Below are 26,753 nucleotides of genomic sequence, written 5' to 3'. Positions count from 1 at the left end.
GACAACCACCATCGACCTCCTGCAATACTTCCTTCCCAGAGTGGCCACTGTTATCATCATAGAAGTCTTTGCCTTCTTCTTCCTGAAACTGTATTAAAACAACCTTGGTGAAATCAAATATTTCCAGAACGAAATCACCAACCTGAATTTCAAACTCTCCGCATTAAAACTTGCGATTCAGGTAGATGATCAGGAAACGGCAGCAGCTATTATGTTACAGTTCGCCGCTACCGAACGCAATTTCATTCTGCAGAAGGACAGAGTACTGAAAACTGGAGATATTGAAGATTGACCAGAAAAGCGGCAAAAGCATGACAGAATTCATCGCAAATTTGACCAATAAGCCAAGGAGAACTAATACTGTCCAGTTCCTGAGGAATAGTCTTCACACAACAACGCAGCTCCGTAACAGCCCTCTGTATAATTTCAGGTATTGTTCACCTGTAATACTATTGTATGAGAAAAGGACGGATTATTCTTTCTATTGTAGCGTTTTTAGCTGTCGCAGGCGTGTGCTGGCGGCAGTAACCAATACGGCCAATCAGGACATCTGTACTATGTACAGAAGGCCCCAATACAACCATATGTACGGTCACATTGCACGCGGCGACAACTATTACCAGATATCCGGGTCAGCCGGCATGGGGAACAACTTATGCAACGATCGTTCCGGGTCCGTGCCCTAATATTGTTACCTATTATGCCTGCAGTTGATCTGCGATCCTATTGTTAACTACTAAATACTTCCTGATGTTAAAAGCAAAAATGATAATGATCTGCATATGCGCCATTGCACTATCTGCTGCAGTATACGCAGCTTTTAAGTCCTCCGGTGATCCTGAACGCTGTAACATTTACCTGCGTGCCATAGAATCAGAGAATCTTTGTACCGTAGCCGCCCCCAATCTTGCGCTTTCTCCTGTCAGACCGGGCGAATCACCACTAATGACGATTTACGCAACAGCCATCAGCGGAACTTGCGGAGCATATCATGAAGTTTACTCCTGCTATTAATTACTTAACCTTACTGAGCAACGTAACGAATACATCATGGGCAAGCCGGCTTTTAGTATCCCGGCATTTTGAAGTCCTTCACTGTATGGACTGTCTACATGCCTTTACAGAGATATTAAAACTGCCTTGCCCATTTGTATTTCACAAGCTATAATAGCTGGTCAGACGAGCTGTCTGTAAGCACTATTGAAACAAACATTACAAATTCCTTTAAGATAGTTCTCTATCTCCAACTCACCTTAAACCACTCAATCTAACCGCATCTCCGTCAGATACTTCCAATACCTGCGCGGCATATGTTGCAGCTGTAACCGCGGGTTTTTCCTGCCTACAATATTCGCTTCTTTAAAATACGTATTCCACAATTTTTGATACAACTCTTCCTCCGGCGCCCACACATTCCCCGTCGTATGATAATGCGGATCATATTCCGTATTAAACTGCAAACGTATTGTCTCTACTTTTTCAAGATTATAATAGATACCAAACCGCCTGCGTTCATCATAAATGATCCAATACTGATCAGCATACCGCTCTTTAAAATGTTTGGCAATAATGGGTAAGACATTATAATCCGGAGCTACTAAGGAATAATAGATATTATCCTTTGTCAGTTGGAAACGCACAAACGCTTCCATCCGATGTTTTTCACGCAATACCTTACGTGCCGTCTGTGCAACATGCAGTATATATTTGTTTCCAAAATCACCGGTAATATCCTTTTCGCTGGAGAACACATGTCGTATGAATCCCACCATATGATCCTCTTCTCCAGCCAGTTCTGAAAGATAACAGCAAAACAACTGCTGCAGATGTTCTTCAGATAACTTTTACTTAAACCAGCCCATACCCTGTCGGCGTTAGCCGTGATCGTCGGCATAAATATGACATTCTCAAACAAACCCTGGACATGATCCTGTTCCTTCCGGATAGTAACATCCGTCTTCTTCTGCCAGTACAGATCAAATACGGCAGAAAGGAAGCCATCAAAACTTCCATCATACAACCACGTAGTCATTTTAGTAACATTTAGTCTACCGTCGGCAGACTATCAACCACAGCCTGTGATAGTCCGCCGGACGGCAGGTATTGAGGAATTCATAGCATAGACTCTGTATATTGATTCTCGTTCTTTATTCAATCAAAACAATTGCAACTGCGAACTATGCACTTCGCCCATTCACTGTAAGATCCTTCTTTGTTCAATCAAACAACTGCGGACTGTGCGCTTCGCTCATTCACTGTAAGATCCTTCTCTGTTCAATTAAAACAACTGCAACTGCGGACTATGCGCCTTCGCCCATTTACTGTGAGATTGTGCCAACAGTTGTTGCCGGATCTGTTCCGGAGTCAGATCCCGTCTTTCGAGCGGACCAGCTTTACAGGTAATAAAGTATCTCGCTTTGCCAATCTGTACACCCATCTGTTTCAACTGATCCCAGCCAAGTGTGCCATGCATACGCGCGGCACAGATTTTACGCAGACTTTCAATACCAATCCCCGGCACTCTGGCTATCAGCATTTTATCTGCCTTGTTGATATCTACCGGAAAGCTGTCCAGATTCCGCAACGCCCAGGATAGCTTGGGGTCAATATCTGTGTCGAGATTCGGATGCCGCTCATTCAATAATTCATGGGGCTCAAAACCATAAAAGCGCAACAGCCAGTCCGCCTGATATAAACGGTTCTCCCGCATCAATGGCACCTGACTATGTAAAGCTGGCAACCTGTTATCATTGCTGATAGGCACATATCCCGAATAGTACACCCGTTTCAACTGGAACTGCTGGTAAAACCGGGATGCCAGATGCATGATCTCCATATCCGATTCTCCCGCTGCGCCAACTATCACCTGTGTACTTTGGCCTGCCGGCACAAAAGTCGGTACCTTCTTGAGCACCTTCCGCTCATCCTCCAACCGGATAATCTCGTTCTGCAGAAACCGGATCGGTTGAATCATTGCCGGCCGGTTTTTCTCCGGCGCCAATAGTTTTAATCCTGCTTCCGTCGGCAGCTCCAGATTCACACTTAAGCGATCCGCATACAAACCCGCCTCCCGCATTAACTCATCACTCGCTCCGGGAATCGCCTTTAAATGGATATACCCGTTGAAATTATGCTCCGTTCGTAGCTTTTTAGCGACCCTTACCAGCCTTTCCATTGTATAGTCCGGATCTTTGAAAATACCGGAGCTCAGAAAAAGCCCTTCTATATAATTCCGGCGGTAAAAGTTAATGGTGAGGTCTACCACCTCCTGTACCGTAAATGCCGCCCGTTTAATATCATTACTTTTACGGGACACGCAGTACGCACAATCATAAATGCATACATTTGTCAGCAATATCTTCAGTAACGATACACAACGACCATCTGCCGTATAAGAATGACAAATTCCCATACCCGGATGAGCGTTGCCCAACCCTTTGGTTTCGTTTTTCCGGTTACTGCCGCTTGAGGCACAGGACGCATCATATTTCGCCGCATCCGCCAGTATCGCAAGTTTCTCCTGTATCCTTTCCATAACTATTCAACTGTGGAACTAAATTACTAACTATTTTAGTAATTACTAAATAAATTAGTTGACAGTTTGTGCACATGAAGAGGCTGGTAAGTGCTATCAGACGGTACTGATGCGCTTCCCTCCGGAAATAACAGCTGTGTATAAGGGGATTTTAAAGCTGGATCTTTGGATCAGGTCTCGCTATACTGTGTGTATGAAGCATGTATAAGGTATGTATAGGTCGGGTATAACAGTCAGACTTACCTCCTCATTTCCCTATTAAGTCCACCCATGCGCCCGGTATGAAGTATGTATAGAGCATGTATAATTCAGATATAGTGGCGGGGCTTACCTCTTCATTTCCCGATCAAGTCCACCTATATGCCCGGTATGAAGTATGTATAGAGCATGTATAATTCAGATATAGTGGCGGGGCTTACCTCTTCATTTCCCGATCAAGTCCACCTATACGCCCGGTATGAAGTATGTATAGAGTATGTATAAGTCGGGTATAAGGGCCGGACTTACCTCCACATTTCCCGATCAAGTCCACCTATACGCCCGGTATGAAGTATGAATAGAGTATGTATAAGTCGGGTATAAGGGCCAGCATTCCCTCCTCATTTCCCGATCAAGTCCACCTATACACCCGGTAGGAAGTATGTATAGAGCATGTATAATTCAGGTATAGTGGCCAGACTTACCTCCTCATTTCCCGATCAAGTCCACCTATACACCCGGTAGGAAGTATGTATAATTCAGGTGTAAGGACCAGCATTCCCAACTCATTTCCTGATCAGGTGCACCTTACACCCAGTATGAAAGTATGTAGAAGCCTGCGATAAGGATGAAATTTATTATAAATGAAACCCGACTATATCAAATATCATATCTTATTTCGTCTTCTTTGACGTTCCACCGGTTTCCTGCTTCAAAACATTTTTCTCTGTCAGATCATCCTCCGACCCAACCCGCAAGTTTTGACCACCATTCGCCCATGTACCCACCGTAACCGGCGATCGTCCGTGCATGTTGCTACCAGCATGCTCACTATGAAAAGATTGGCTGGCTCTCCCAAGACTATACATATCCCAGGTACCGGTCATTGCTTTGTTAAACGCATAACTTTCCACCGTTACAACATCTGTTTCACCTTTCATGACAGCAGCCCCCAATGAAAATTCCAGGTGAGCTGTTTTTCATAATTATCGCCGCCGCTCAGGATAAGAAAAGCACCACCCACCTTCGGATTTGCCTTCTCATTGACGCCTTCCACTTCCTGTCCCGGACGTAAATTATGAGTAGCCAACAGCTGGCGGGTATTCAGCTGACCCTGCAACGCTGTTTTGAATGTTTGTACATTTTCAGGTATCAGATCTTCTGGTAAGCGCTCATCTGTCATATGTGAAACACGCTCCAGATTATTCCAGAATGATTCAACCGTGTGATAAGGTTCACGTGGATATTTGTTATTCATCATTTTTCTCACGTATTCCCATTCCGGCGCTAAGTCAAGTTCGGTTTTGTATACCGCATTATAATACAGATCCCGGAACTCGTCATAAACTTCAACAGTCAGTGTGTTAATACCAGTCTCCTTGGCGCGTTCATTACCAGCTATCTCCTCTTTTCGCTCTCTTACAATTGCGCCACTGCCGGTTTTTTCGAGCAGGTAACCCAGTACTTCCTGATAGAGCTCTTCATTCTCAAAACCTTCCGCTTTCCCGGCTTCCATAATCTTTCTCGCTTCATCAATACAACTTTCCACATGCTCAAATTTTCGATTCCCTTGCGCATTCTTCAGCGAAACCTCTGTTAATGTATTAATCTCACCTTTTTTCGCCCGGGGTTTTTGAACATCTTTGGTGCCACGGCCTTTGACTAATTTTACTGCTACACCTGCATCCTGCAACTCCTGTGTCGCTTTTGCAATCAACGATTGTGTTGCAAAAAGCTTATTGCCAGCTCCCACACCCTCAACATACATTTCCCCGTTATCAGCGACTTTGTGTTGATCATCTTCCAGATGTACATAACGTTGAACAGGCGCATCGTTGGCAGCAGATTTTTTCAGCAAAGGCTTTATCGCAGGCATTGAAATGCCACCTCTCAATTGCTCTCCGGCCACAGCACGGCCGGGCCGTGTACCTTTTCTTTCAGAAAGATGTTCGTAAGACATAAAATAATCAATTAGCTATTGATCAATCTTTTTAAACCTTCCGCTTTCCCAATGTCATCAGCACAACACCTCCGATCACAATCCCGCATGCCATCAAAGCCTGCGAAGACAAACTTTCATGACCGATCGCCCATCCAAGAAATAACGCCACCACCGGATTCACATATGCATACGTAGACAATAACCCCGGCGGCGCATTGCGGGTCAGCCAGCTGTAAGAAGTAAAACCTACCAGCGAACCAATAAACACCAGATAAAGATAAGCACTGATCGTCCGGGTACTCAGATGCGCCAGCGTACTCCACGCACCGGGTTCGATCACCGAACTCACGATAAAACAAAATACCGAACCTGTCAGCATCTGTAAGGCAGCAGACGTCATAGGCGCCGGCATAGACAATTTAGAAACAGACAATGATCCCAGCGCCCAACAGGCACAGCCTCCCGCCAGAATCGCAATAGGCCATAAAGGATACGAACGGCTCTCATGATCTGCCGCAAATGGATTGAATAAGAGGAACAATCCTATCAGCCCCACCAGAATACCCGTAAACGTCATAATGGTAGGACGCTGTTTGCTGAAGAATGCCCAGTCAAACCCGACAAACCATACCGGTATAGCAGCCACAATCAGCGCCACCAGTCCGGATGGCATATAATGCACCGCCAGCGCCGTACAGGAATTACCTATACCGATCAGCATCAATCCGACAAAAGCAGCAGACAATACCTGTTGCTTCGTCGGCCACTGTTTTTCACTTCCCCGACTGATCAGACTCAGAATAATCCCCGCCGCCAGAAAACGAAAGGCAGATAATAAAAAAGGGGGAACTACCTCCGTGGCGATTTTCATCCCCAGATAAGTAGATCCCCAGATAATATATACAGCAAACAGAAATAGCCAGAGCTTTGTGTTATCTGGCTTGTTTGGCACAGTATCAGTTTTCACGTGAATTAGCGTAAAGGGTAAAGAAATACCACACAAAGCTTTGAAAACTAGCCCACTATTGCGCTACAAACACTTCAATAATAGCGTTCGTCGGACGACGGGGCGCAAGGAATTCATCTACCTTACGATAGTGCTTCTGCAGTTCATATCTCAGTGCAAACGGGAAAAAGTTATTATTACCCGCCGCATATTCATATAATACAACGTCATAGTAATGCCCCTTGACCTTTTTGCTGAACATTTCCAGCTGACGGTTAAACATACCCACACCCAGATGATACCATAATGGATAATCACTGCCCGTTTCCAGCTTGTAAGGCATGGCTTGCGCAAGTGGTGTTAATTCAGTCATATTCAATAGCTTAAGATCACCTTTCTTCTCCTTTACAACAGGCATCGCCATCAAACGGTTCATACCTTCTACCGTAGAAGGCGGCATATAGATCTTCTTAAAAGCCCAGAGATCAGAAAAGATCCATTTATCTGTAGGAACATCTGTCGTGTCCGTATTCAGCATGAAGTTATTGCGAGACACCACATTCTCTCCGGTAGCACTGACCTGCGGATTGTAAATCGCATAATTACTGCTATCCGCAACCTGCCCCTCTCCCTTACCTGCTATCACCTGCTCATGTGGCACAATACGCGCTACCACACGATCAAGGTATTTCCAGAAAGAACCTGACCACCATAATAATACTAATGCAGTCGCCAGACCAAATGATGACCAACGTTCCAGCTTCAGATGAAGTTGATCCTGTAAACGACTCACAATGAATGCAAAAGCAAAGGCATGGAAGAAGATATTATTATCCGGCGGCGTATAACTGGTCACCTGAAAAATAGCCGCTTCTACCAGAATCCCCAACGTCAACAGCGTGAATAACATAGATTCCCGGTTATTCCAGAAACGCTTCCAGTCACCAAACGCCGGCACCAGACAAAGCACCACCATCACAAAGTAAAACTTGATCCACTGCGAAGCAGCCATCACCTCTGTAATAATATCATATAAGGATAAACGCGAATTGTGCGGCGCCTGTCCGTGGTTAAACCAATAACCGAAACCATAAGGCAGTAAAGGCACGATAACCGCCGCTGCCACAAGACCATAAAACGCTAAGTACACCGGAATATCCAGCCAGCTTTTGCGCTCGAGTGTGTTGTAGGCCAGCAATGCCAGTGATAATAATAATGCCAGTCCGCCGCCATCCTGTTTAGTAAAGAACGACAGAAAAGTGAACACCGCAGACAGGAAAAGGAACAGATAACGGATCTTTCCATCCGGCCCTGTCAGGAAGCGGAATAAAAAAGCCAGTCCAACCAATTCATATACGATCACCGTCTGGTTATACCACGGCCAGAAATTGAAGAAGGAATAAGACAAAACAAACAACAACACCGACAATACCCTGATACCCGCTTTTACATGCAGACTTTTCAGAATAGAACGGAAAGACAAACCGGCAATGATGTTCATCGCCACCTGCGCTTTTACAAGGGAAATCAGCTGTGCACCAAAAATCTTAAAAAACAATGCAGGCATCAGCCAGAAACCATAACCCAACGGCAATCCAAAGTCTTTGTAAGGCACCTGCCCCTGAGATAATCTGTAAGCACCCTCCCACGAAAGAAAGATGTTTACCCGGTAAGGGAAAGTGACAAACAACGGTACAATAGCCAGACCGATAATAATCAGTAGTTCCGTAATAAAGGCACTTTTACGGCTGAACGGAGCAAAAGTTGACGACATAAAAGGGGATAATAAAATGATGAAATCGAGTATAATTTAACACGAACGGGCTCAAAAATAGTAGAATTTACCCGAAATAAGCATTTCTTAGCATTGTTGTTCGGTAATGAGTCCGTATCTTGGCGTCAATTATAAGTCTATCCCCGTGCAATATTTAAAACTGTTAAGACCCTCCCATTGGGCAAAGAACCTGTTCTTGTATATCCCCCTTTTCTTTGCGGGCGAAATTTTTATTCTACCTAAAGTACTCGAACTCCTGATCGGTTTTTTCGCGTTTAGCCTCGTTGCCAGCAGCATCTACATTATTAATGATTATATGGATGTGGAGGCCGATAGGGTCCACCCGGTAAAGTGTAAACGCCCCATTGCCTCCGGCGCAGTATCCAAACCAGCTGCCCTCGTATTTTTTGTTTTATGTCTGGGTATCGGCGGACTACTCGCCTGGTACGTCAGACCAAAATTTGCGTTCGTAGTAGGCATTTACTTTATTCTCAACCTGTTGTACTCCTTCGGATTGAAAAACATATCTATACTGGATATCCTCATCCTGTCAGCCGGTTTCGTACTCAGAATCAAAGCCGGTGGCGTGGCAGCCAATATCGCCTCCTCCGAATGGCTGATGATCATGGTATTCCTGCTGGCACTGTTTATGGCTATCGCTAAAAGAAGAGATGATGTGCTGATCAAAACACAGTCCGGTAAAGACATGCGGAAGGCCTCCAAAGGATATAATATGGATTTTATGAATGTGATGCTGGCGCTGGTCTCAGCAGTGATTATCGTCGCCTATCTGATGTATACCATGGCGCCCGAAACAATGGCACGCTTTCATACTTACCGCCTTTATTATACATGTCTTTTTGTAATTGGTGGATTATTGCGATATTTGCAAATAACATATGTGGAGAACGATACAGGTTCTCCAACCAAAATCCTATACAAAGACCGTTTCATTCAATTAACCATACTCCTGTGGGTGCTGAGTTTTTATGTGATTATTTATTTACCCACTAACAAAAGTTTTTTTGAGTAATGGAAAAACGGTTAGCAAACTGGGGGAATTACCCCGCTATCTCCTGCGATGAAACATCATTTTCGCAGGAAGATCAAATACAGGATTTTATATCCTCTCATTCATCTGTTATCGCCCGTGGAAACGGTCGCTGTTACGGCGACGCTTCTCTTGCCAATCACAGTGTCTCCACCCTTAAATATGATAAGGTGCTGGCTTTTGATATCGAAAATGGCATCTTTGAATGTCAGTCCGGTATCACACTCGATCAGATCCTCGATATTATCGTTCCCCATGGATGGTTCCTTCCCGTTACGCCGGGTACCAAATTCATCACCATCGGTGGTGCGGTAGCCTCTGACGTACATGGAAAGAATCACCACGTGGATGGCTCCTTCTCAGGACATATTATCAATATGGACGTTATTACCGGCAATCAGGAAACGATCACCTGCTCCGCTGGTATTGAAGCAGACCTCTTCTGGGCAACCTGCGGTGGTATGGGCCTCACCGGTATTATTACCCGTGTGAAGTTCGGTCTTAAAAAGATTGATACTGCCTATATCCGTCAGAAACAGATCAAGGCTAAGAACCTCGAAGACCTGATCCGCCTGTTCGAAGAATATAAAGACTACACATACTCCATGGCATGGATCGATTGCCTGCAGAAAGGTGACGCTTTCGGCCGTGGTATCCTCATTGTAGGTGAACACGCTACTCCACAGGAACTTAGCGAACAGCAACGTAAAGCGCCCCTCCATCTGGCGCAGAAACGTAAACTGTCCATGCCGTTCAATCTCCCGTCTTTCACACTCAACACGCTGACTGTTAAGGCTTTCAACTGGCTATATTACCTGAAGAATACCAAGCGGGAAATCAACAACGTCATCCCTTACGAACCATTCTTCTATCCTCTGGATGCTATCCTGCACTGGAATCGTGGTTATGGTAAAGCCGGCTTCGTACAATACCAGTTCGTCCTGCCACTCGAAAAGAAAGATGGCCTTGTCGCAATCCTCAAAAAGATCAGCGATGCCGGTCTTGGATCATTCCTCGCCGTACTGAAAGTCTTCGGTAAACAGGACAGCCTCATCTCTTTCCCGATGGAAGGCTATACTCTGGCGCTGGACTTCCCTGTACGCAAAGGTCTCTTCGAATTCCTCGATCAGTTGGATGAAATCGTGCTACAATACGGTGGACGCCTATACCTGTCTAAGGATGCCCGTATGAAACAGGAAGTATTCTGGCAGAGCTACCCCAACGCGCAAAAATTTGCCGATATCATTAAAACATACAACGGTAAAAAGCTGTTTCGTTCAATACAGTCCGACAGACTGCTATTAACACAATAAACACTGCTACCTTAAAATACCGAGATCAATTATATGCCTACTGTTCTTATTCTGGGAGCTGGGTCGGATATGGCTGTTGCCATAGCCCGCGAGTTCGCTGCTAACAAATACGATATTCAATTGGCTGCCCGTAACGTTGCCTCCATTGCTCCACTGGAGCAGGACCTCCGCATCCGTTATCAGGTGCAGACCAGCTCCTATGCCTTTGACGCGACCGATTTCAACAGCCATCCGGCTTTCTATAATTCCCTGTCCACCAAACCGGATATCACTATCGCCGTATTCGGTTATCTGGGTTCACAGGAAAAAGGCCAGTCCGACTGGACTGAAGCAGCCCGCATCCTGCATACCAACTATACCGGTGCAGTGTCCATCCTGAATGCTGTAGCAGAAGACTATGCCGCCCGTGGCACTGGTACTATTGTCGGCATCAGTTCTGTAGCCGGTGAACGTGGCCGTCAGAGTAATTACCTCTACGGAAGTGCAAAAGCAGGCTTCACTGCCTACCTCAGCGGACTGCGTAACCGATTGTTTCACAAGGGCGTACACGTAGTTAGCGTACAACCCGGTTTCGTTTATACCCGTATGACCGAAAACCTGAAACTGCCGCCTATGCTGACTGCTCAGCCGCAAGACGTAGCGAAAGACATTTATAAGGCCGTTAAAGCGAAAAAGAACACGATTTATACGAAATGGTTCTGGCGCTATATCATGCTCATTATCAAATCGATACCTGAGTTTATGTTTAAAAAGCTCAAATTATGAAGCCAGCCATTGCCTTCTTTGATTTCGATGGTACCATCACCCACCGTGATACACTGTTTGAAATTATCCGGTTTCAGAAAGGTAACGCGGCCCTGTATGCCGGCCTCGCATTGCTGGCACCGGCACTTGTCATGATGAAATGTAAACTGATCTCCAAACAAAAAGGAAAAGAGATCGTCCTGCGTCACTTTTTTAAAGGCATGCCTATTGAAGAATTCCGCGACAAATGCGCCGCTTTCTGTAGAGACGCTTTGCCCGCAATAATCAGGGAAAATGCAGCACAGGAAATACAGCAACATCTCAGAAAAGGACACCGTGTAGTAGTTGTGACTGCTTCCGCACAGGAATGGGTAAAGCCATGGGCCGAATGTATGGGGATCGAATGTATCGGTACACAACTGGAAGTCAGCGATGCAAAAGTGACCGGCCGTATTCTGGGGATCAATTGTAATGGAGAAGAAAAAGTACGGCGCATACGTCAGCAATATGACCTGCCCGCTTATGGAGATATTTACGCCTACGGCGACACCAGTGGCGATAAGCCCATGTTGCAGATGGCTACCTTCGGATATTTCAGGAAGTTCTAAAAACACTCAGGCCATCAATCATAGTCGTCTGACTATAATTGATGGCCTGTAGTGTTTCTATCTATTTCTACTTACTATCTTGTTTAAGCAGCTGCTTTCATGTTAACCACCTTCACCTGCGCTTTCTTCAGTTTGATGATGCCGATGAAGTTGAAGAACTTCATTACCGGATAGGTCGGATCAAATTCAAACCATTTCTTCGCAAAGTTAGGACTGTCACCATGTTTGTGGTGGTTGTTCTGGAACAACTCACCCAGCAGCAGGATACCCCATGGAGAACTATTACGGGATTTGTCACCATTATCAAAGTTCTGATAACCGTATTTATGACCACACCAGTTCACAACGGCACCCTGTACAGGTCCGATCAGGAAGTGGATAGGCAACAGCAGGAACCAATACCAGGCTGGAGCAAATGCTACATAGAAAGCAATGTAAAGACCTGCCCATGCCAGACGAACCGCCGTGTGATCGCCAAAACGATCCAGCGCATCCCATACCGGTAACGGAGGATTTTTGGTAAACTTCTCATCCAGAACTACCTTCTTATGATAAATGTCGTTGTACAGCTTACGTGTCTGCCACATCATTGACCATACATCTTTGAAGAAGTGTGGAGAATGCGGATCATGTTCAGTATCGCTGAATTCATGGTGCATGCGGTGCATGGAACCATATGCTCTTGGTACTAAGTAAGATGTACCCTGGAAAAACCAGGTGCAGAAGTAAAATATTCTCTCCCAACCTTTGCTCACAGTATACATCTGATGGGATGCATATCTATGCAGGAAAAAGGTGTGAAAGAACAACGACAAAAACCAGTGGGAAAAAAAGAATATCAGAATCGCAGTCATTTTCTCTCTTTAAACGTAATTGAATAAGAGAACAAAGTTAGATTAAAATGATCGTGAAGCCTCATAAATAATTACTTATCAGTTACAGAGCATAATTATTCAGTGGCGGTTAGCCACTGCGGCGTGTTTAAGAAATGTTAAAATTATAAAAACCATTAATCTTTAGCATAGCGGATCACCATTTCGACCACCTGAAAGCTACTTCTGGCCGGTTTTTTCTCACCGGGTACAACCAGTCTGAAGGGACCTTTTCCATCGGGTAAAGGACCATTTTCCAATTTATCAGCCAGTATCACCACACGGTCCGTAAAACTACTGTCCAGCTCTGCGAGCGAAAACAATACCTCATACCCATCTGCACATTTCACCATCAGGTATTTGGTCAGTTGTTCACCGCGCAACTGTTTACCCATCGTCACGCCAGCCTGCTCAAGCAATTCCTGCAAAGCAACACCCTGATAATTATGCGGCTTCCCGTCCCTGTCAGTCAGCACCGCCGTACTCCGCTTCATCTTCGCAAGATCTTCTATGGATAACGTCAGGGGTTTTGTCACCTCACCACTGATCTTTATGCCCGGACCGGTCTGGGCATAAGCGGAAACAATAAATGCCAGCTGAAAACTCAGGACGATTACACTACGGAAGATGTTCATGATATTGAATTAAGAATTAAAATTAAGTATTGACATGTGAGCCGCTCGAAGCAACTCGTTATCAGGCATTTACCCCGTTTAATTAAAAGCGTGTGTCACAACAGTATACAATCAATCCTGAAAGGGATCAGAAAACCGCTTATCTGAGATAAAAGTCGGATCCGTCAGCATATGCATAAACGCCAACAAGTCCTTTTTTTCACTATCGGTCAATCCCAGCGTCAGACCATCCAGCGCATTCGAATTACCAACACCTTGCAGAAACGGACTCAATGTTTTACTTAGTTTAATATGCTCGTTATAGTGAGACAATACTTCTTCCAAAGTCTTAAACCTTCCGTCATGCATATAAGGCGCCGTCAAAGCAATATTCCGTAATGACACTACCCTGAAACGGCCCCGGTCGTAAGACTGACCGCTGACAAGCTCCCTGCCCGGATTCGCAGGTATCGAATCCAGTCCGTTATTATGGTATAACTCGATATATGTCTTCGGACCACCATGACAGTGTGCGCAACCTGCACCGCGTACATTCCTTGCAGCATCCGGATTGCCATAAAAAAGACTGATCCCGTTCAACTCAGCAACCGTCGGCTGATAGTCGCCACGCAGGTATTGATCGTAAGGCGCATTCGCAGAAACCAGCGTACGCTCAAACTGAGAAAGCGCCTTTACAATCCCCTCTCCTGTCATACTATCTGTCCCGAAAGCTTTGCTGAACAAGGATCTATATACGGGCTCTCCCGAGAGGAGCGCCGCAGACACAGCCAGTGATTGTCCCATTTCATGCGCGTTGGTCAGCGGTACCGCCGCCTGCATTTCCAGTCCGGCGACACGGCCATCCCAGAAAAAGTTACGTACCCAAAGGAGGTTTACCAACGACATGGTATTACGTGGTTGCAGACTCCCATCTGCTCCCTCACTGAATACTTTGCCATCTGTAAATGCCAGCTCCTGCCGGTGACAGGTTCCGCAGGACATCTGCCGGCTGACGGACAATCTCTTTTCATAAAACAGCCGTCTGCCCAATGCCACCCCCTCCACCGTAGTCGGATTATCATCCGGTATGAAGGTCCTGTTACCAAAGTAGGCCGGATAGTCTATATGCAGGGGTTCAGGTCCCTGCCTGTGGAACCCTGCGATGGACAATCCGGCCACCAGTAATATGGAAATCAATATTTTATACCCGCTTACCTGCATGTTTACAAACTGTATACAACATTGGCAAAATAGTTACGTCCCGGCTCAGGATAACCTTCTACCAATGAATAGTTTTTGTCTGTGATATTATTAATACCTCCCTCAGATTGCCCGTTCATGATCTGACTGATAAAACTTGTGCAAATGATTAATGCAATTCTCACGGGGGCATTTTCGTTGTGTATTCAAAATATAACGAATTCAGCACTTATTATAATTACCTCCCTGAAATAACACGAGCAGTCATAGCGATAATAATAGTAGTAGTAGTACTAATAGCAGTAGTAATAATAGTAATAATAATAGTGTAGTAGTAGTAGTGATAGTGGTAGTGGTAGTAATAATGATAGTAGGGTGATGGTGGTCGTGATAATGATAATTCAATGAAAAGCCAATGATGCCCCGTTATTAAATAAGCCAATGGCATCCAAATAATCGGAAGCCATTGGCTTAATAACTAACCTGATCACCCTGCAAATGATCTACCTATCTGCATAATAGCTTTTCAGTCAATCCCTCCAGAGGAAAATTCACACATCGTCAACCTCGTCACAGCGAAGGATTTCAGATGGAGACCCTGGCCTTAGGTCTTTGAAGAACGCCCATCCGCTTGATCCCCTCAATAGATCCCCAAAGCCCGACACGACCTCCCCACGCCTCATACGTAGTACCTTCAAAGAGCGTCAGCCAGAGGTCCCATCTGAAACCGCAGCGTAAGACCAACCCTTCAAAACGAATTCCTCCACTCAAAACACCAACGCTCAAAACTAAAGCACAAGACCAACCCTTCAAAACCACCAACCCTTCAAAGACGGAAGCACAAAACCAAACCTCAAAGACGCACACCAACCAACTCCTCACTCACTTGCCACAACCGCACCGCATCCTCCGCAGCAATCGCATACGGCAACACCCCAAACGCCTTTGACGCCTTCCGCTGACTCAGATCATTACTCCCCTGCGTACCATCACTTTCCGCCATCGGCGATATATCCGAATTCTCACAATACACACCACCTTTTCCTTCCAGCAAAGGACTCGTCGCACACCACACACTCGTCGCCGCCCCCTGCTCAATCGTCTTCAGCTGTCTCGCCGGGTCTATCACCGGATTCCCCTCCTGATCCAATGCTCCCATTTTAATCAACTGTTCTTCAGGTATATAGCGTTTCAGATCTGTACTAACAATACTCCCCGGATGCACCGCAAAAGCGCGTATCCCATCAACCTGCCCCCGGCGATCCGCCTCAACAGCAAACAAGACATTCGCCGTTTTCGACTGACCATACGCCTTCCACGGATCATACGGACGCTCCTCAAAATGGATATCCTCAAATACGACCGGCGAATACCGATGTCCCCACGAAGACAAAGCCACGATCCTTGCACCGTTTGCTTTTTGCAATGCCGGCCAAAGGCTGACGGTCAACTGAAAATGCCCAAGGTGGTTAGTAGCAAACTGTGATTCGAAACCTCTGGCATCCCGGGTAAGCGGATTGGCCATAATACCGGCGCTATTAATAAGGATATGTAAAGGCTGTCCGCCAGCCAGAAATTTCGCAGCAAATGCGGCAATTGATGCCGGATCCATGAGGTCCATCTGCTCGATGACCACTCCATCTATTCCTGCCAATGCGTCAGCTGCCTTCCGGATATCACGCGCCGGTACGATCACTTTTGCACCGGCTTTCGCCAACACGCGGGTTGTTTCTGTGCCGATACCTGCATAACCTCCCGTGACAATTGCCGTTTTTCCGGACAGGTCAATACCGCTGATTACAGCCGAAGCAGTGGAGGCGCCATCAAATGGCGAGTCGATCGGCGCCTGTAAAGTGCGTTCATTTATCTTTTCCATAGTCTCATTTTTACCCTTCAAAGGTAGGATGACTATCTATGTACCTTTTGCGATGATCAAACCAATGTTTGTGAAATTCAAACCTGCCTGAAGGCTGACGGACTGGTATCCGTCCGCTTCCGGAAGAAGGTGGTAAAGTGTGCCTGATCTTCAAAACCGAGGGCATGGCTGATCTCTGCGATGTTCATATTACTATGGCGGAGCATTCCCTTTGCCTCTGTGATCAGCCGCTCAAAATGAGTTCGGAGGTCGTCTTACCCGTCTCTTTTTTAACCGCCCGGTTCAGGTAATTGACGTGAATCGCGAGTCGTTCTGCGAAGTCTTTAGGGGTGCGTAAAAGTATCTTTGGTGAGAAAACATCCACTGGAAACTGTCGCTCCAGCAGCTCTGAAAATACAGCGGTAATACGGGCACTTGCGTTCGTTTCAGGCTGCGTATTTTCGAACGGAGCAAGCTTCAAAGCGTAATATATGAGCTCCATAATGTAGCTGCGAATCAGTTCAAATCTGTATACATATTCACTTCTTAACTCACTGATTATCTTATCAAAAGCAATAGTTACTTCCTTAACCGCTTCAGCTTCAAGTGAAAATATAGGCTTCGCTCCTGACTGAAATAAGGGAATGTCATCCAGCTTCCCTCTGAAATACTCCCGGAAGAACTCCTCTGTGAACACACAACAATACCCTGAAATGTCAGTTTTGATGTCGCCATGGGTATATGGCAAACGCGGGTGAAAGAACAATAAAGTATCCCCGGAAACGGCAATACTTTCATCTCCGAAATGGAATACCGCTTCTCCGTGAAAGAGCATGATCTTATAAAAATCCCGGCGCACGAAGGCCGGATAGGTATTGCCGGATGCCAGCCTTTCCGCTATCGTAAATGCATTAAAACGGGGAGACTGATGATCGCCGCCGATCATAAAATGAGGGGATTCCCAGGGATGCATAACTCCGTTCATGACAATTGCTTTCTTGCAAATTTCAAACTTTGCCGGCAATTCTCACACAGGTATTTTTTCAGGGATGCTGAGAAGTCCGGATCTTTACTTTTCTCAGTTCAAGGAGATTCAGGGCATTACTTGTAAATCCTTCGACGTTGGGTTGGACGAGATGTATGACTTCGTCATAGAATAATGGAACGACAGGAGCATCTGCAATAATCATCCGATCCATCTCCTGATAAAGGAGGGAACGAAGCGAATCATTGTTTTCGCTCAGTGACTTTTCATATAGCTTATCGAATGCCGTATTGGCATAACGGGTATAATTCGGAGGAGCAGGATTTTTACTGTAAAACACCGCAAGGTAGTTTTCGGCATCTGCATAATCGGCCATCCAGCTACCTCTGAAAAACAGCGCTTCTGACTTCGCCGTCTGTTCCAGTAACAGTGCTTTTTGCATCACTTCCACCTGCACGGGTATACCTACCTGTTGTAACTGATTGGCTACATAATTGGCATAATCTTCATAAACGGGAATAGAAAGTAACCTGACCGTTGCCAGTCCTTTTCCCTCCGGGAATCCGGCTTCTTTCAGCAATGCTCTCGCCTTTTCAGGGTCATAACGGAAGCCTTTTACTTTGGCCGTATCAAAAGACGGTAATCCCATAGGCACAAACCCGGACGTAGCCGGATAGCCTATACCGTTACGCAGATAGGTGATCATCCGTGTTCGGTCGATGCCGTAGTTGATAGCCTGTCTGATTTTCTTTATCGCTGATGGTGAATGTCTTACGCTTGCCTTACTGGTATCCAGCAGAAAACCGAAGTATTCAATGTTCAGATAAGGGCTCTTGTCAAGGATCAGTTTCCCTTCCCATTCTTTTTTCAGTTTTCCTTTTTTTGTCAGCACTTCATCTTTAAAGGATGCGTCTATATCATTCATGAAATCTAGCTGTCCCTGTCGGAACAAGAGGAATTCGGTGGCCTTGCTGTCCAGAAAACTGACTTTCACCGCATCCAGATAAGGTAATGCATGACCGGCACTGTCCTTTTCAAAGTAATGAGGATTACGGTGCAGGACCAACGCCTGCCCTTCTTCCCAGAAAGAAAAACTAAACGGTCCCGTTCCACAGGGATGTTTCCGGAAGTCCTTGCCATACTTTTCGACTGCCTCATGTGGAATGATGGAGCAATACTGCATACTCAGAATACCAAGGATGGGATGAAAAGGCTGTAATAAGTTCAGTTGGAAGGTAGAATCATTGATTGCCTGAAAGCCTTTGACCGGATCTACCTTTCCATTAAAGATCCATGCCCCGGGAGATGCCGTAGCAGGATCCATAATGCGTTGCAGACTATACACCACATCTGCCGCTGTCATCAGGCGTCCTTTACCCTCCGGAAAAACGACATTGTCATGAAAATAAACGTCTGTCCGTAAATGAAAGACAAACGTCTTATGATCCGCAGACACATCCCAGCGTTTTGCCAGTGAGGGCCGGATATTAAGTTGCTCATCCGGTTCCACCAATGTATTATATAGCTGTTTTACCGGCCAGATGATAGCCTGATTCTTGGCAAATGCAGGATCCAGTGAGGAAATCCCCTCCGGCACATTGTACCGGAACACCTGTTTGCCGGTAGAAGCGGGATGTCCGCAGGCAGCCACAAATACGATAAACGGTATGCAGAATAGTCTCTTGTACATGCGAAGGGTCTTACGGCCACTGAACGTCCCCGGCTTGCCGCTCATGGATATCGGTATAAAGCGTTAAGCATTAAACGTTCAGCGTTAGGCATTATTAAACGAAAATTAATACCTTTCCGCCATAAAATAAGAATTTCTATGCGCGGCATTCCTATGCTTTTATTGGTTTTGCTTACGGCTTTGTCTGCCGGTGCCCAGCATCAAACGACATTTACCCGGGCTGATACGCTACGGGGATCCATTACCCGTGAACGTGCGTGGTGGGACGTAAAATCCTACAACCTGCAGGTAAAACCCAACCTCAGTGACAGTTCCATAGCCGGATCCAACACCATTACCTACAAGGTATTGAAGATGGACAGTATTATGCAGATCGACCTGCAGGAACCGCTTTCTGTGGATAGTGTTTTACAGGACAAACAAAGCCTGCCTTTTAAAAGAGAAGGAAATGTGGTCCTCATTGATCTGGTAGCGAAGAAACAGGTAAAGGGTAAAACGAATAAGATCTACATTGCCTACCACGGTAAACCTCGTGTGGCAAAGAATGCTCCATGGGACGGAGGACTGATCTGGACAAAAGACAAACAAAACAGACCATGGGTATCCACGGCCTGTCAGGGACTTGGCGCCAGCGTATGGTGGCCCAATAAAGATCACCAGAGTGATGAACCTGATAACATGACAATCAGTGTAACCACCCCTCCTGATCTGGTAAACGTCTCCAATGGCCGGCTGAAGAAGAAAGCACCAGACCGTGACGGTAACATTGTATGGACATGGTATGTGGCGAATCCCATCAATAACTATGATGTGGCTATGAACATCGGTCACTACACCGAAATCAAAGACACCTATTCCGGCGAAGCGGGCAAACTGGATCTCGGTTATTGGGTGATGGACTATAACGTGGATACGGCAAAGACACATTTCGAAGTAGTAAAAGACATGCTGAAATGCTTCGAATTCTGGTTTGGTAAATATCCCTTCTACAAAGACAGCTATAAACTGGTAGAATCTCCGCACCTCGGTATGGAACACCAGAGCGCCGTTGCCTATGGCAACAAGTTCCAGATGGGCTATAAAGGAACCGATCTTTCCGGTAGCGGCTGGGGTCTGAAATGGGATTTCATCATCATCCACGAAAGTGGTCATGAATGGTTTGGTAATAATATCACCACCAAAGACATCGCGGATATGTGGGTGCATGAGAGCTTTACCAACTACTCTGAAACCCTTTTCATACAGTGCCAGTTCGGAAAAGAAGCCGCTTTTAATTATATCACCGGTATCAGAAAGAATATCAGAAATGACATTCCTATCATCGGCGCTTATGGCGTGAACAACGAAGGTAGCGGCGATATGTATTATAAGGGAGCGAACATGATCCACACCATCCGTCAGATCGTGAACAACGATGACATGTTCCGTGAGATCCTGCGCGGACTGAACAAAACCTTCTATCACCAGACAGTTACTACCCAACAGGTGGAGGAATTCTTCAATCAGAAAACGAAGATGAACTTCAACAGGGTATTTGAACAGTACCTGATGCATACTTCTATTCCTACCCTCGAATATCACTTTGAAGGTTCTCAGCTGAAATTCCGCTGGGTAACGGATGTAGAAAACTTCAATATGCCTGTAAAGGTGACCCTGACAGATAATGGCTATACTTTTATCTATCCGGGAAGAAACTGGCAGTCAATGACGATGACGTTATCAGATCGTAAGAAGTTTAAAGTAGATCCGAACTTCTATATTAATGTAAAGGAGATCTAAGCTTTCTGCAAGCTTCAGTATAAAGAATGAGGGAGTCCGTCATATGATGGACTCCCTCATTCTTTATGCTGAAGCTGTCTGTAACAGCTATCTCTTAATAAAGCTTAACTTTAACATATAGACGGCTGATCAGGACTTCACTTTACCAGTCTGAAAGCATGACTCCAGGTACCTGTCCGAAAACCATAGGCATACCATAGTATGCTCAGCGGTTCTATATTACGGCTCATTTCAATGGTCCCCATATCCACCACATCTTTCCAGCCCATTTCATTCAGTAATGTTGTTACCGCTGCTTTAGCGGCTCTTTTATTACCGCAGATGAACATGGTAGGTGTTTCCTGCTCCTGTTGGGTACGAAACATAGATTCATGCCCGATACAGCTGAGGGCTTTCACGACGTGTGCATCTGGTGGTAACCATGCTTGTAATTGTTCGCCGGCGGAGTTAGTATGTCCGATAGAAAAGCTCAGTCTTCCCTGTTGATCCGGGCCTTTACCGTCGAGGGGGTTGGTTACATCTACCACGACTTTATTCTTAAAATTCCACAATCCTGCTGACTCGATGGCTTTCTGGGTTCCGGCCCAATTGGTACAGATCACCAGTAATTCTCCCTGAGCGGCCGCTTCGCGGAATGGTAAGGCGATCACATGCTCACCTCCTTTCTTTTTGATCCATTGCTGAAGCGATTCTTTGGAGGGATTGCGCGTGCCGAGTATGACGTCATGACCGGCCATAATCAATCCTTCCGTTAACGTAAGTCCGACGGGACCACTACCCAGGATGCCAATTTTCATGTTACAGGCGTTTGTGTGAACAGATGGGAAAGTAATTTAAGAAATTAAGCCTTAAGAGTTAAGAATTAAAAATTATGGTATAAGTAGTTTTTAGTCCGCTGTTTGTCTGTATAACTAAAAAAGGGCACTTCTTTTAAAGAAGTACCCCTCTATATAAATGCTGTTCAATAATTATAACATTCAGGGCAGTACCAATGTTCTGCCAACCTTTTCTGATCTCAGCTGTATTTTAATACTTAACGCTTAGTTCTTCATCAGGTGACTCAGAAAGCGCTGTAAACCCTGTCTTTTGGAGGGCGTCAGCGGATAACTGATATTCTGTGTATAATAGGTCGTCAGATCATACAGCGGATATGGATTCTCTGCTACAACAGCGGGAATATTATGTATACCGAGGCTGTTGGCATTGTTGAACTGCTGGATGAATGCTTCCGGCAAAGGCTTGTTGCTGATCCACGCTGCGAATACAAAGGGCAGACTGGTGAATCTCATCCAATGTTCAGCGAGATCATATATAAGGAGATACATGTCTCTGTTCGAGGGCGCGGTCGCCGATAACCAGTCCGGCGTCGGTACCTTTGATCTTATCCTGATAATCGCCGTTGGTATCGATCAGTTCTACGTCCAGTTTCCAGTGCTCACGTACCAGTACTTTCAGTAGAGCCACTGAGGTACGGCTTTGATAATCGAGGTAGATACGTTTTATTTCGTTGAGGGGAACTTCACTGAAAAGACAAACAGAAGCTACCGGACCTTCTGCACCGATACAAAAATCAGAAATGATATGATATTCTTTCAGTTTTGGGATGGTCGCCACGGGTACAAGCGCCACATCTACTTCTCCATCAATCAGTTGCTGTGCAATCTTAGCAGGATAATCAACACTCAGTTCCAGCATATTCATCACGGGATGGTCCCTGAATCCGTACAATAATGGCCTGGTATTCAAATAACTTACTGCCGCTACTTTTACTTTCCGTTCCAATTTCTGTAATTTTGCCGGCTAAATTAGGCAAAAAGTGATAAACGCTCACTAATCAAATAACATTATGCAATTACAAGCTTTAACCGCCATTTCTCCGCTGGATGGAAGATACCGGAGACAACTGGAAGAACTGGCACCTTATTTTTCCGAGTTTGCACTGATCCGTTACCGTGTACTGGTAGAGATAGAATACTTTATCGCCCTGTCAGAGCAGAAAGTATTTACGCTCTCTAAGTCTCAGGTTCCTGCCCTGCGTAAGATCTATCAGGAGTTCACCATTGAGCATGCGCAGCTGATCAAGGACACGGAGAAAGTAACCAATCATGATGTAAAAGCTGTTGAGTATTTTGTTAAGAATGAACTGAAGGCGCTCGGACTGGAAGACAAACTGGAGTGGGTACACTTCGGTCTGACCTCTCAGGACGTCAACAATACCGCTACACCACTGTTCTGGAAAGAAGCTGTAGAACATGTTTTCATGCCTGCGATCGCTAATCTGATCCTCGACCTGAAGAAAATGGCTAAGAGCTGGATGAAAATACCAATGCTGGCCCGTACACACGGTCAACCGGCTTCTCCGACCATTCTGGGTAAAGAGATACTGGTATTTGTAGAAAGACTGGAAGGTCAGGTGAAACTGCTGGGAGACATTCCTTTCGCAGCTAAATTCGGCGGTGCTACCGGCAACTTCAACGCTCACTATGTGGCATTCCCTAAAACCAACTGGGAGAAATTCGCTGATAAATTCGTTAACAACACCCTCGGTCTGCAGCGTATGAAATATACCACCCAGATCGAACATTACGATAACATCGCCGCTCAGTTTGATACCCTGAAGCGTATCAACACAATCCTGATCGACTTCTGCCGCGACATATGGACTTACATCTCCATGGACTATTTCAAACAGAAGATCAAAGCAGGCGAAGTAGGTTCTTCTGCGATGCCGCACAAAGTGAACCCGATCGACTTTGAAAACGCAGAAGGTAACCTCGGACTGGCAAACGCCATCTTCGAACACCTGAGCGCCAAACTGCCTGTTTCCCGCCTCCAGCGTGACCTGACTGACTCCACCGTTCTCCGTAACGTAGGCGTTCCATTCGGTCACACCATACTGGCTCTGAAATCTGTACAGAAAGGTCTCGGCAAACTGATCCTGAACGAAGCAAAACTTCAGGACGATCTGGAAAACAACTGGGCTGTAGTCGCCGAAGCGATCCAGACCGTACTCCGTCGTGAAAACTTCCCTCAACCCTACGAGGCCCTGAAGGAACTCACCCGTGGCGGTCAGAACATCAATCAGAAGACCATGCACAAATTCATCGACGGTCTGAAGATCAGCGCCACCCTGAAGAAGGAATTGAAAGCGATTACCCCACAGAACTACACCGGTATCTGGGGATAAGGCAATAAGGAATAAGGCTTGAAAATAAATAGAAGACGAATTACAGCAGCTAACTATAGCATACTGTAATTCGTCTTTCTGTTTTATAACATATGACATGCAGCACTATACAACTATACAACTATACGACAGCATGCAACAGATAGCAATCGCAAAGAAGAACCGCAAATATCAATCGCAAAGAAGAAGCGCAGATATCAAACGCAGAGAATAAGCACAAAGAATAAGCGCAAAGAACAAGCAACACCTATCTCACAACCACATTACGCTTCAGCCATCAGCCATATAATTAGTTCAGGATCACGTCGCGGCGCAGGGTTCAGATGGAGATTACGGGCCTTAGTTATTTGAAGTATGCCGAGCCCCTGCAACCAGGGGTTTAATCACCCCCACACCGCCCAACTCTCCAACCCACCGCCCCATAGCCAGGAACTTCAAAGAACTACAGCCCGTAATCCCATACTGAATCCGGAGCATTCCTCCCTGCCCATAACAACCCGCAGCCACATCAAAGGCGAAAACCCCGGGGAACAGCAACATCCCGCCCAGCCATATTCATAACCAGTACAACCATACAGTAAATAAAAATCAGTCAGCTCAAAGATGAATACCCGATGGAAAAGGGTATACCAATACCACCCGGCCATATTCATAACCAGCACAACCATACAGTTAATAAAAATCAGTCAGCTCAAAAACGAAACCCCGATGGAAAAAGGGCACGCCAATACCACCCGGTTATATTCATAACCAGCACAACCATACAATAACTAAAACTCAGCCGCTAAAACGCATCCTCAAAATGCACCAACTCATAAGTACCATCCGGCTGGAATGTAATCGCAATCACATCAAACCGTATGACCTTCGGCAGCTGCTTCATCCGGTCCATATACGCAGTAGCCACGGCCTGTATATTCCGCCGCTTCGCCGCCGTAACATGCTTCTCCGGCCAGCCATACAGATCACTCGCCAGTGTCTTGACCTCAAAAAACACCAGACAACCATCCCGCGAAGCGATAATATCTATCTCCTTCCGCCGATGCCGCCAGTTCACCGCTATAATCTCGTAATGATGCAGCCGGAGATGCCCGCATGCAATCAACTCCCCTTTTTTGCCCAAAGCTATATGGGATGCCATTGTTTTGACTATTTTTGCTCTTCCATCAGGAAAAACAACAGGTTAACAATCACAGGAAAATAAATAATATTACGCATGAGCGAGAAGAAATTATTCAGACTGGAAGGTAAGGTACAACACTACGCATGGGGTGGATATCACTACATCCCTGCATTATTAGGCATTCCGGAAAACGGCAAACCAAGCGCGGAATACTGGATGGGCGCACACCAGAGCGCACCGTCAGCAATTGCTGTCGACGGACAATCATCCCCACTGGATCAGCTGGTAAAAGCCAATCCGGAGCACATACTCGGACCGAAAGTATGGAAGCGCTTTGGTGAATTACCTTATCTGCTGAAGATCCTCGACGTTAAAGACATGCTGTCTATTCAGGTACACCCTACGAAAGTAGAAGCAGAAAAAGGCTTTGCCCGTGAAAACGAAGCAGGCATTCCACTGAGTGCTCCTCATCGTAATTATAAAGATGCCAACCACAAACCTGAGATCATGGTGGCGCTCAGCGAATTCTGGCTGTTACATGGATTTCTGCCGGAAGATAAACTGAGAAAGGTATTACAGACTGTAAAAGAATTCGCACCACTGGCGCCTATCTTCGAAAAAGAGGGTTACTATGGTTTATATAAAGCGGTAATGGAAATGCCGCAGGCGGAAGTAAACACCATGTTACGTCCTCTGGCAGAAGCGGTATCTGAAGCATATCAGAATAACCGGCTGGCAAAATCTGATCCGGCATTCTGGGCTGGCAGAGCGATTGCAAATGATCCACAGGGACTGGAGAATCTGGACAGAGGTATCTTCTCTATCTATTTCTTCAATATTATGGAAGTACATCCGGGAGAAGCTGTATTTCAGGATGCAGGCATTCCACATGCTTATCTGGAAGGACAGAACGTGGAACTGATGGCGAATTCTGACAATGTGCTGCGTGGTGGTCTGACCCCTAAACACATTGACGTACCGGAGTTGCTGAAACATACCCGTTTTGAGCCGGTGCATCCGAAGATACTGACAAGTGAAAGCATCAGCGGCGGACTGGAAACGATCTATCATTCTCCGGCGCCTGATTTTGTGGTAAGCCGTATCGTTTTACAAAACGGACAACGTTATGAGCATACCAGCGAAGCAACAGAGATCATGCTGGTAATGGAAGGCGCGGCAATCATTACTGAGCAGGGCGGTGAACCGATTCAGCTGAAAAAAGGAGAATCGGTTGTTACATACTTCGACACGACCTATGATATCCAGAGCAATGCAGGTGCTGTGATCTTTAAAGCAAGTGTACCTGTTCAATCTATTTAAAATCAATTATATTTGCT

General features: G+C 45.8%; 25 protein-coding genes and 1 pseudogene. 8 read left to right on the top strand and 18 right to left on the bottom strand.

Annotated elements, in window-relative coordinates; genetic code table 11:
* Positions 1-1,262: 1,262 nt before the first annotated feature.
* Positions 1,263-1,832, bottom strand: a pseudogene (locus FEF09_RS15815) (TIGR03915 family putative DNA repair protein); the annotation flags it as partial.
* Positions 1,833-1,924: 92 nt separating this feature from the next.
* Between FEF09_RS15815 and FEF09_RS33115 the strand changes: the two are divergent.
* Positions 1,925-2,047, top strand: coding sequence for a hypothetical protein (locus tag FEF09_RS33115; protein WP_261387528.1), 123 nt, complete (start codon positions 1,925-1,927; stop codon positions 2,045-2,047).
* Positions 2,048-2,278: 231 nt separating this feature from the next.
* On the opposite strand, the gene FEF09_RS15810 is transcribed toward FEF09_RS33115, so the two are convergent.
* The 5 genes from FEF09_RS15810 to FEF09_RS15790 form a co-directional block, all read right to left on the bottom strand.
* Positions 2,279-3,535: a putative DNA modification/repair radical SAM protein gene (locus tag FEF09_RS15810; protein ID WP_146306019.1), complete on the bottom strand. Its 1,257-nt coding sequence runs from the start codon at positions 3,533-3,535 to the stop codon at positions 2,279-2,281.
* An 872-nt stretch (positions 3,536-4,407) separates the two neighbouring features.
* Positions 4,408-4,674 (bottom strand): hypothetical protein, encoded by a 267-nt coding sequence (locus tag FEF09_RS15805; RefSeq protein WP_146306018.1) that lies wholly within the window; start codon positions 4,672-4,674, stop codon positions 4,408-4,410.
* A complete protein-coding gene (locus FEF09_RS15800; protein ID WP_146306017.1) occupies positions 4,671-5,693 on the bottom strand; it encodes a hypothetical protein in 1,023 nt (340 codons plus the stop codon). The genes FEF09_RS15805 and FEF09_RS15800 overlap by 4 nt, the downstream gene beginning before the upstream one ends.
* 31 nt (positions 5,694-5,724) lie before the next feature.
* Positions 5,725-6,627 carry an EamA family transporter gene (locus tag FEF09_RS15795; RefSeq protein WP_186774367.1) on the bottom strand — a complete coding sequence of 301 codons (903 nt, stop codon included), beginning with the start codon at positions 6,625-6,627 and terminating at the stop codon, positions 5,725-5,727.
* 70 nt (positions 6,628-6,697) lie between these two features.
* Complete coding sequence (locus tag FEF09_RS15790) at positions 6,698-8,395, bottom strand: hypothetical protein (protein WP_146306015.1); 1,698 nt, start codon at positions 8,393-8,395, stop codon at positions 6,698-6,700.
* Positions 8,396-8,540: 145 nt separating this feature from the next.
* Between FEF09_RS15790 and FEF09_RS15785 the strand changes: the two genes are divergently transcribed.
* Genes FEF09_RS15785 through FEF09_RS15770 form a run of 4 tightly spaced genes read left to right on the top strand, consistent with a single transcriptional unit; the run spans position 8,541 to position 12,111 of the window.
* The gene (locus FEF09_RS15785) at positions 8,541-9,428 is read left to right on the top strand and encodes a decaprenyl-phosphate phosphoribosyltransferase (RefSeq protein ID WP_146306014.1); all 888 of its coding nucleotides are present in this window, start codon (positions 8,541-8,543) and stop codon (positions 9,426-9,428) included.
* Complete coding sequence (locus FEF09_RS15780; protein WP_146306013.1) at positions 9,428-10,759, top strand: FAD-binding oxidoreductase; 1,332 nt, start codon at positions 9,428-9,430, stop codon at positions 10,757-10,759. Before FEF09_RS15785 ends, FEF09_RS15780 begins: the two co-directional genes overlap by 1 nt.
* 33 nt (positions 10,760-10,792) lie before the next feature.
* Entirely contained in the window at positions 10,793-11,524 is a 732-nt protein-coding gene (locus tag FEF09_RS15775) for an SDR family oxidoreductase (RefSeq protein WP_146306012.1), read from the top strand.
* Positions 11,521-12,111: an HAD family hydrolase gene (locus tag FEF09_RS15770; RefSeq protein WP_146306011.1), complete on the top strand. Its 591-nt coding sequence runs from the start codon at positions 11,521-11,523 to the stop codon at positions 12,109-12,111. The genes FEF09_RS15775 and FEF09_RS15770 overlap by 4 nt, the downstream gene beginning before the upstream one ends.
* A gap of 83 nt (positions 12,112-12,194) precedes the next feature.
* Here the strand turns inward: FEF09_RS15770 and FEF09_RS15765 are convergent, their stop codons facing one another.
* The 8 genes from FEF09_RS15765 to FEF09_RS15730 form a co-directional block, all read right to left on the bottom strand.
* The gene (locus tag FEF09_RS15765) at positions 12,195-12,770 is read right to left on the bottom strand and encodes a fatty acid desaturase (protein WP_261387527.1); all 576 of its coding nucleotides are present in this window, start codon (positions 12,768-12,770) and stop codon (positions 12,195-12,197) included.
* A 350-nt stretch (positions 12,771-13,120) separates the two neighbouring features.
* Positions 13,121-13,618, bottom strand: a complete 498-nt coding sequence (locus FEF09_RS15760; protein ID WP_146306009.1) for a molybdopterin-dependent oxidoreductase — start codon at positions 13,616-13,618, stop codon at positions 13,121-13,123.
* A gap of 111 nt (positions 13,619-13,729) precedes the next feature.
* Complete coding sequence (locus FEF09_RS15755; protein ID WP_146306008.1) at positions 13,730-14,818, bottom strand: cytochrome-c peroxidase; 1,089 nt, start codon at positions 14,816-14,818, stop codon at positions 13,730-13,732.
* A 2-nt stretch (positions 14,819-14,820) separates the two neighbouring features.
* Positions 14,821-14,937 (bottom strand): TonB-dependent receptor, encoded by a 117-nt coding sequence (locus tag FEF09_RS15750; protein WP_146306007.1) that lies wholly within the window; start codon positions 14,935-14,937, stop codon positions 14,821-14,823.
* 713 nt (positions 14,938-15,650) lie between these two features.
* Complete coding sequence (locus FEF09_RS15745) at positions 15,651-16,673, bottom strand: oxidoreductase (protein ID WP_146306006.1); 1,023 nt, start codon at positions 16,671-16,673, stop codon at positions 15,651-15,653.
* A 77-nt stretch (positions 16,674-16,750) separates the two neighbouring features.
* Positions 16,751-16,861, bottom strand: coding sequence for a helix-turn-helix domain-containing protein (locus tag FEF09_RS15740; protein WP_222596990.1), 111 nt, complete (start codon positions 16,859-16,861; stop codon positions 16,751-16,753).
* A 35-nt stretch (positions 16,862-16,896) separates the two neighbouring features.
* The gene (locus FEF09_RS15735; protein ID WP_146306004.1) at positions 16,897-17,637 is read right to left on the bottom strand and encodes an AraC family transcriptional regulator; all 741 of its coding nucleotides are present in this window, start codon (positions 17,635-17,637) and stop codon (positions 16,897-16,899) included.
* A gap of 58 nt (positions 17,638-17,695) precedes the next feature.
* Positions 17,696-19,372 (bottom strand): ABC transporter substrate-binding protein, encoded by a 1,677-nt coding sequence (locus FEF09_RS15730; protein ID WP_261387526.1) that lies wholly within the window; start codon positions 19,370-19,372, stop codon positions 17,696-17,698.
* A 93-nt stretch (positions 19,373-19,465) separates the two neighbouring features.
* On the opposite strand from FEF09_RS15730, the gene FEF09_RS15725 reads away from it, so the two are divergent.
* Positions 19,466-21,106, top strand: coding sequence for a M1 family metallopeptidase (locus FEF09_RS15725; protein WP_146306003.1), 1,641 nt, complete (start codon positions 19,466-19,468; stop codon positions 21,104-21,106).
* Positions 21,107-21,243: 137 nt separating this feature from the next.
* On the opposite strand, the gene FEF09_RS15720 is transcribed toward FEF09_RS15725, so the two are convergent.
* From FEF09_RS15720 to FEF09_RS33105, 3 genes are all read right to left on the bottom strand, one after another.
* Positions 21,244-21,903 (bottom strand): NADPH-dependent F420 reductase, encoded by a 660-nt coding sequence (locus FEF09_RS15720; protein ID WP_146306002.1) that lies wholly within the window; start codon positions 21,901-21,903, stop codon positions 21,244-21,246.
* A 243-nt stretch (positions 21,904-22,146) separates the two neighbouring features.
* Complete coding sequence (locus FEF09_RS33110; RefSeq protein WP_261387525.1) at positions 22,147-22,395, bottom strand: MqnA/MqnD/SBP family protein; 249 nt, start codon at positions 22,393-22,395, stop codon at positions 22,147-22,149.
* A 16-nt stretch (positions 22,396-22,411) separates the two neighbouring features.
* Positions 22,412-22,888, bottom strand: coding sequence for a menaquinone biosynthetic enzyme MqnA/MqnD family protein (locus FEF09_RS33105; protein WP_261387524.1), 477 nt, complete (start codon positions 22,886-22,888; stop codon positions 22,412-22,414).
* Positions 22,889-22,952: 64 nt separating this feature from the next.
* On the opposite strand from FEF09_RS33105, the gene purB reads away from it, so the two are divergent.
* Positions 22,953-24,293, top strand: coding sequence for an adenylosuccinate lyase (gene purB, locus FEF09_RS15710; protein ID WP_146306001.1), 1,341 nt, complete (start codon positions 22,953-22,955; stop codon positions 24,291-24,293).
* Between the two features lie 784 nt (positions 24,294-25,077).
* Here purB and FEF09_RS15705 read toward each other — a convergent pair.
* Positions 25,078-25,434, bottom strand: a complete 357-nt coding sequence (locus tag FEF09_RS15705; RefSeq protein ID WP_146306000.1) for a YraN family protein — start codon at positions 25,432-25,434, stop codon at positions 25,078-25,080.
* Between the two features lie 75 nt (positions 25,435-25,509).
* Between FEF09_RS15705 and manA the strand changes: the two genes are divergently transcribed.
* Positions 25,510-26,736 (top strand): mannose-6-phosphate isomerase, class I, encoded by a 1,227-nt coding sequence (manA, locus tag FEF09_RS15700; RefSeq protein ID WP_146305999.1) that lies wholly within the window; start codon positions 25,510-25,512, stop codon positions 26,734-26,736.
* Positions 26,737-26,753: the final 17 nt, after the last annotated feature.

This window comes from Chitinophaga pinensis (assembly GCF_007896845.1).
GTDB classification, from domain to species: domain Bacteria; phylum Bacteroidota; class Bacteroidia; order Chitinophagales; family Chitinophagaceae; genus Chitinophaga; species Chitinophaga pinensis_C.
The sequence above is the reverse complement of the archived record's forward strand: the minus strand, read 5'-3'. Positions and strand labels throughout refer to the sequence as shown.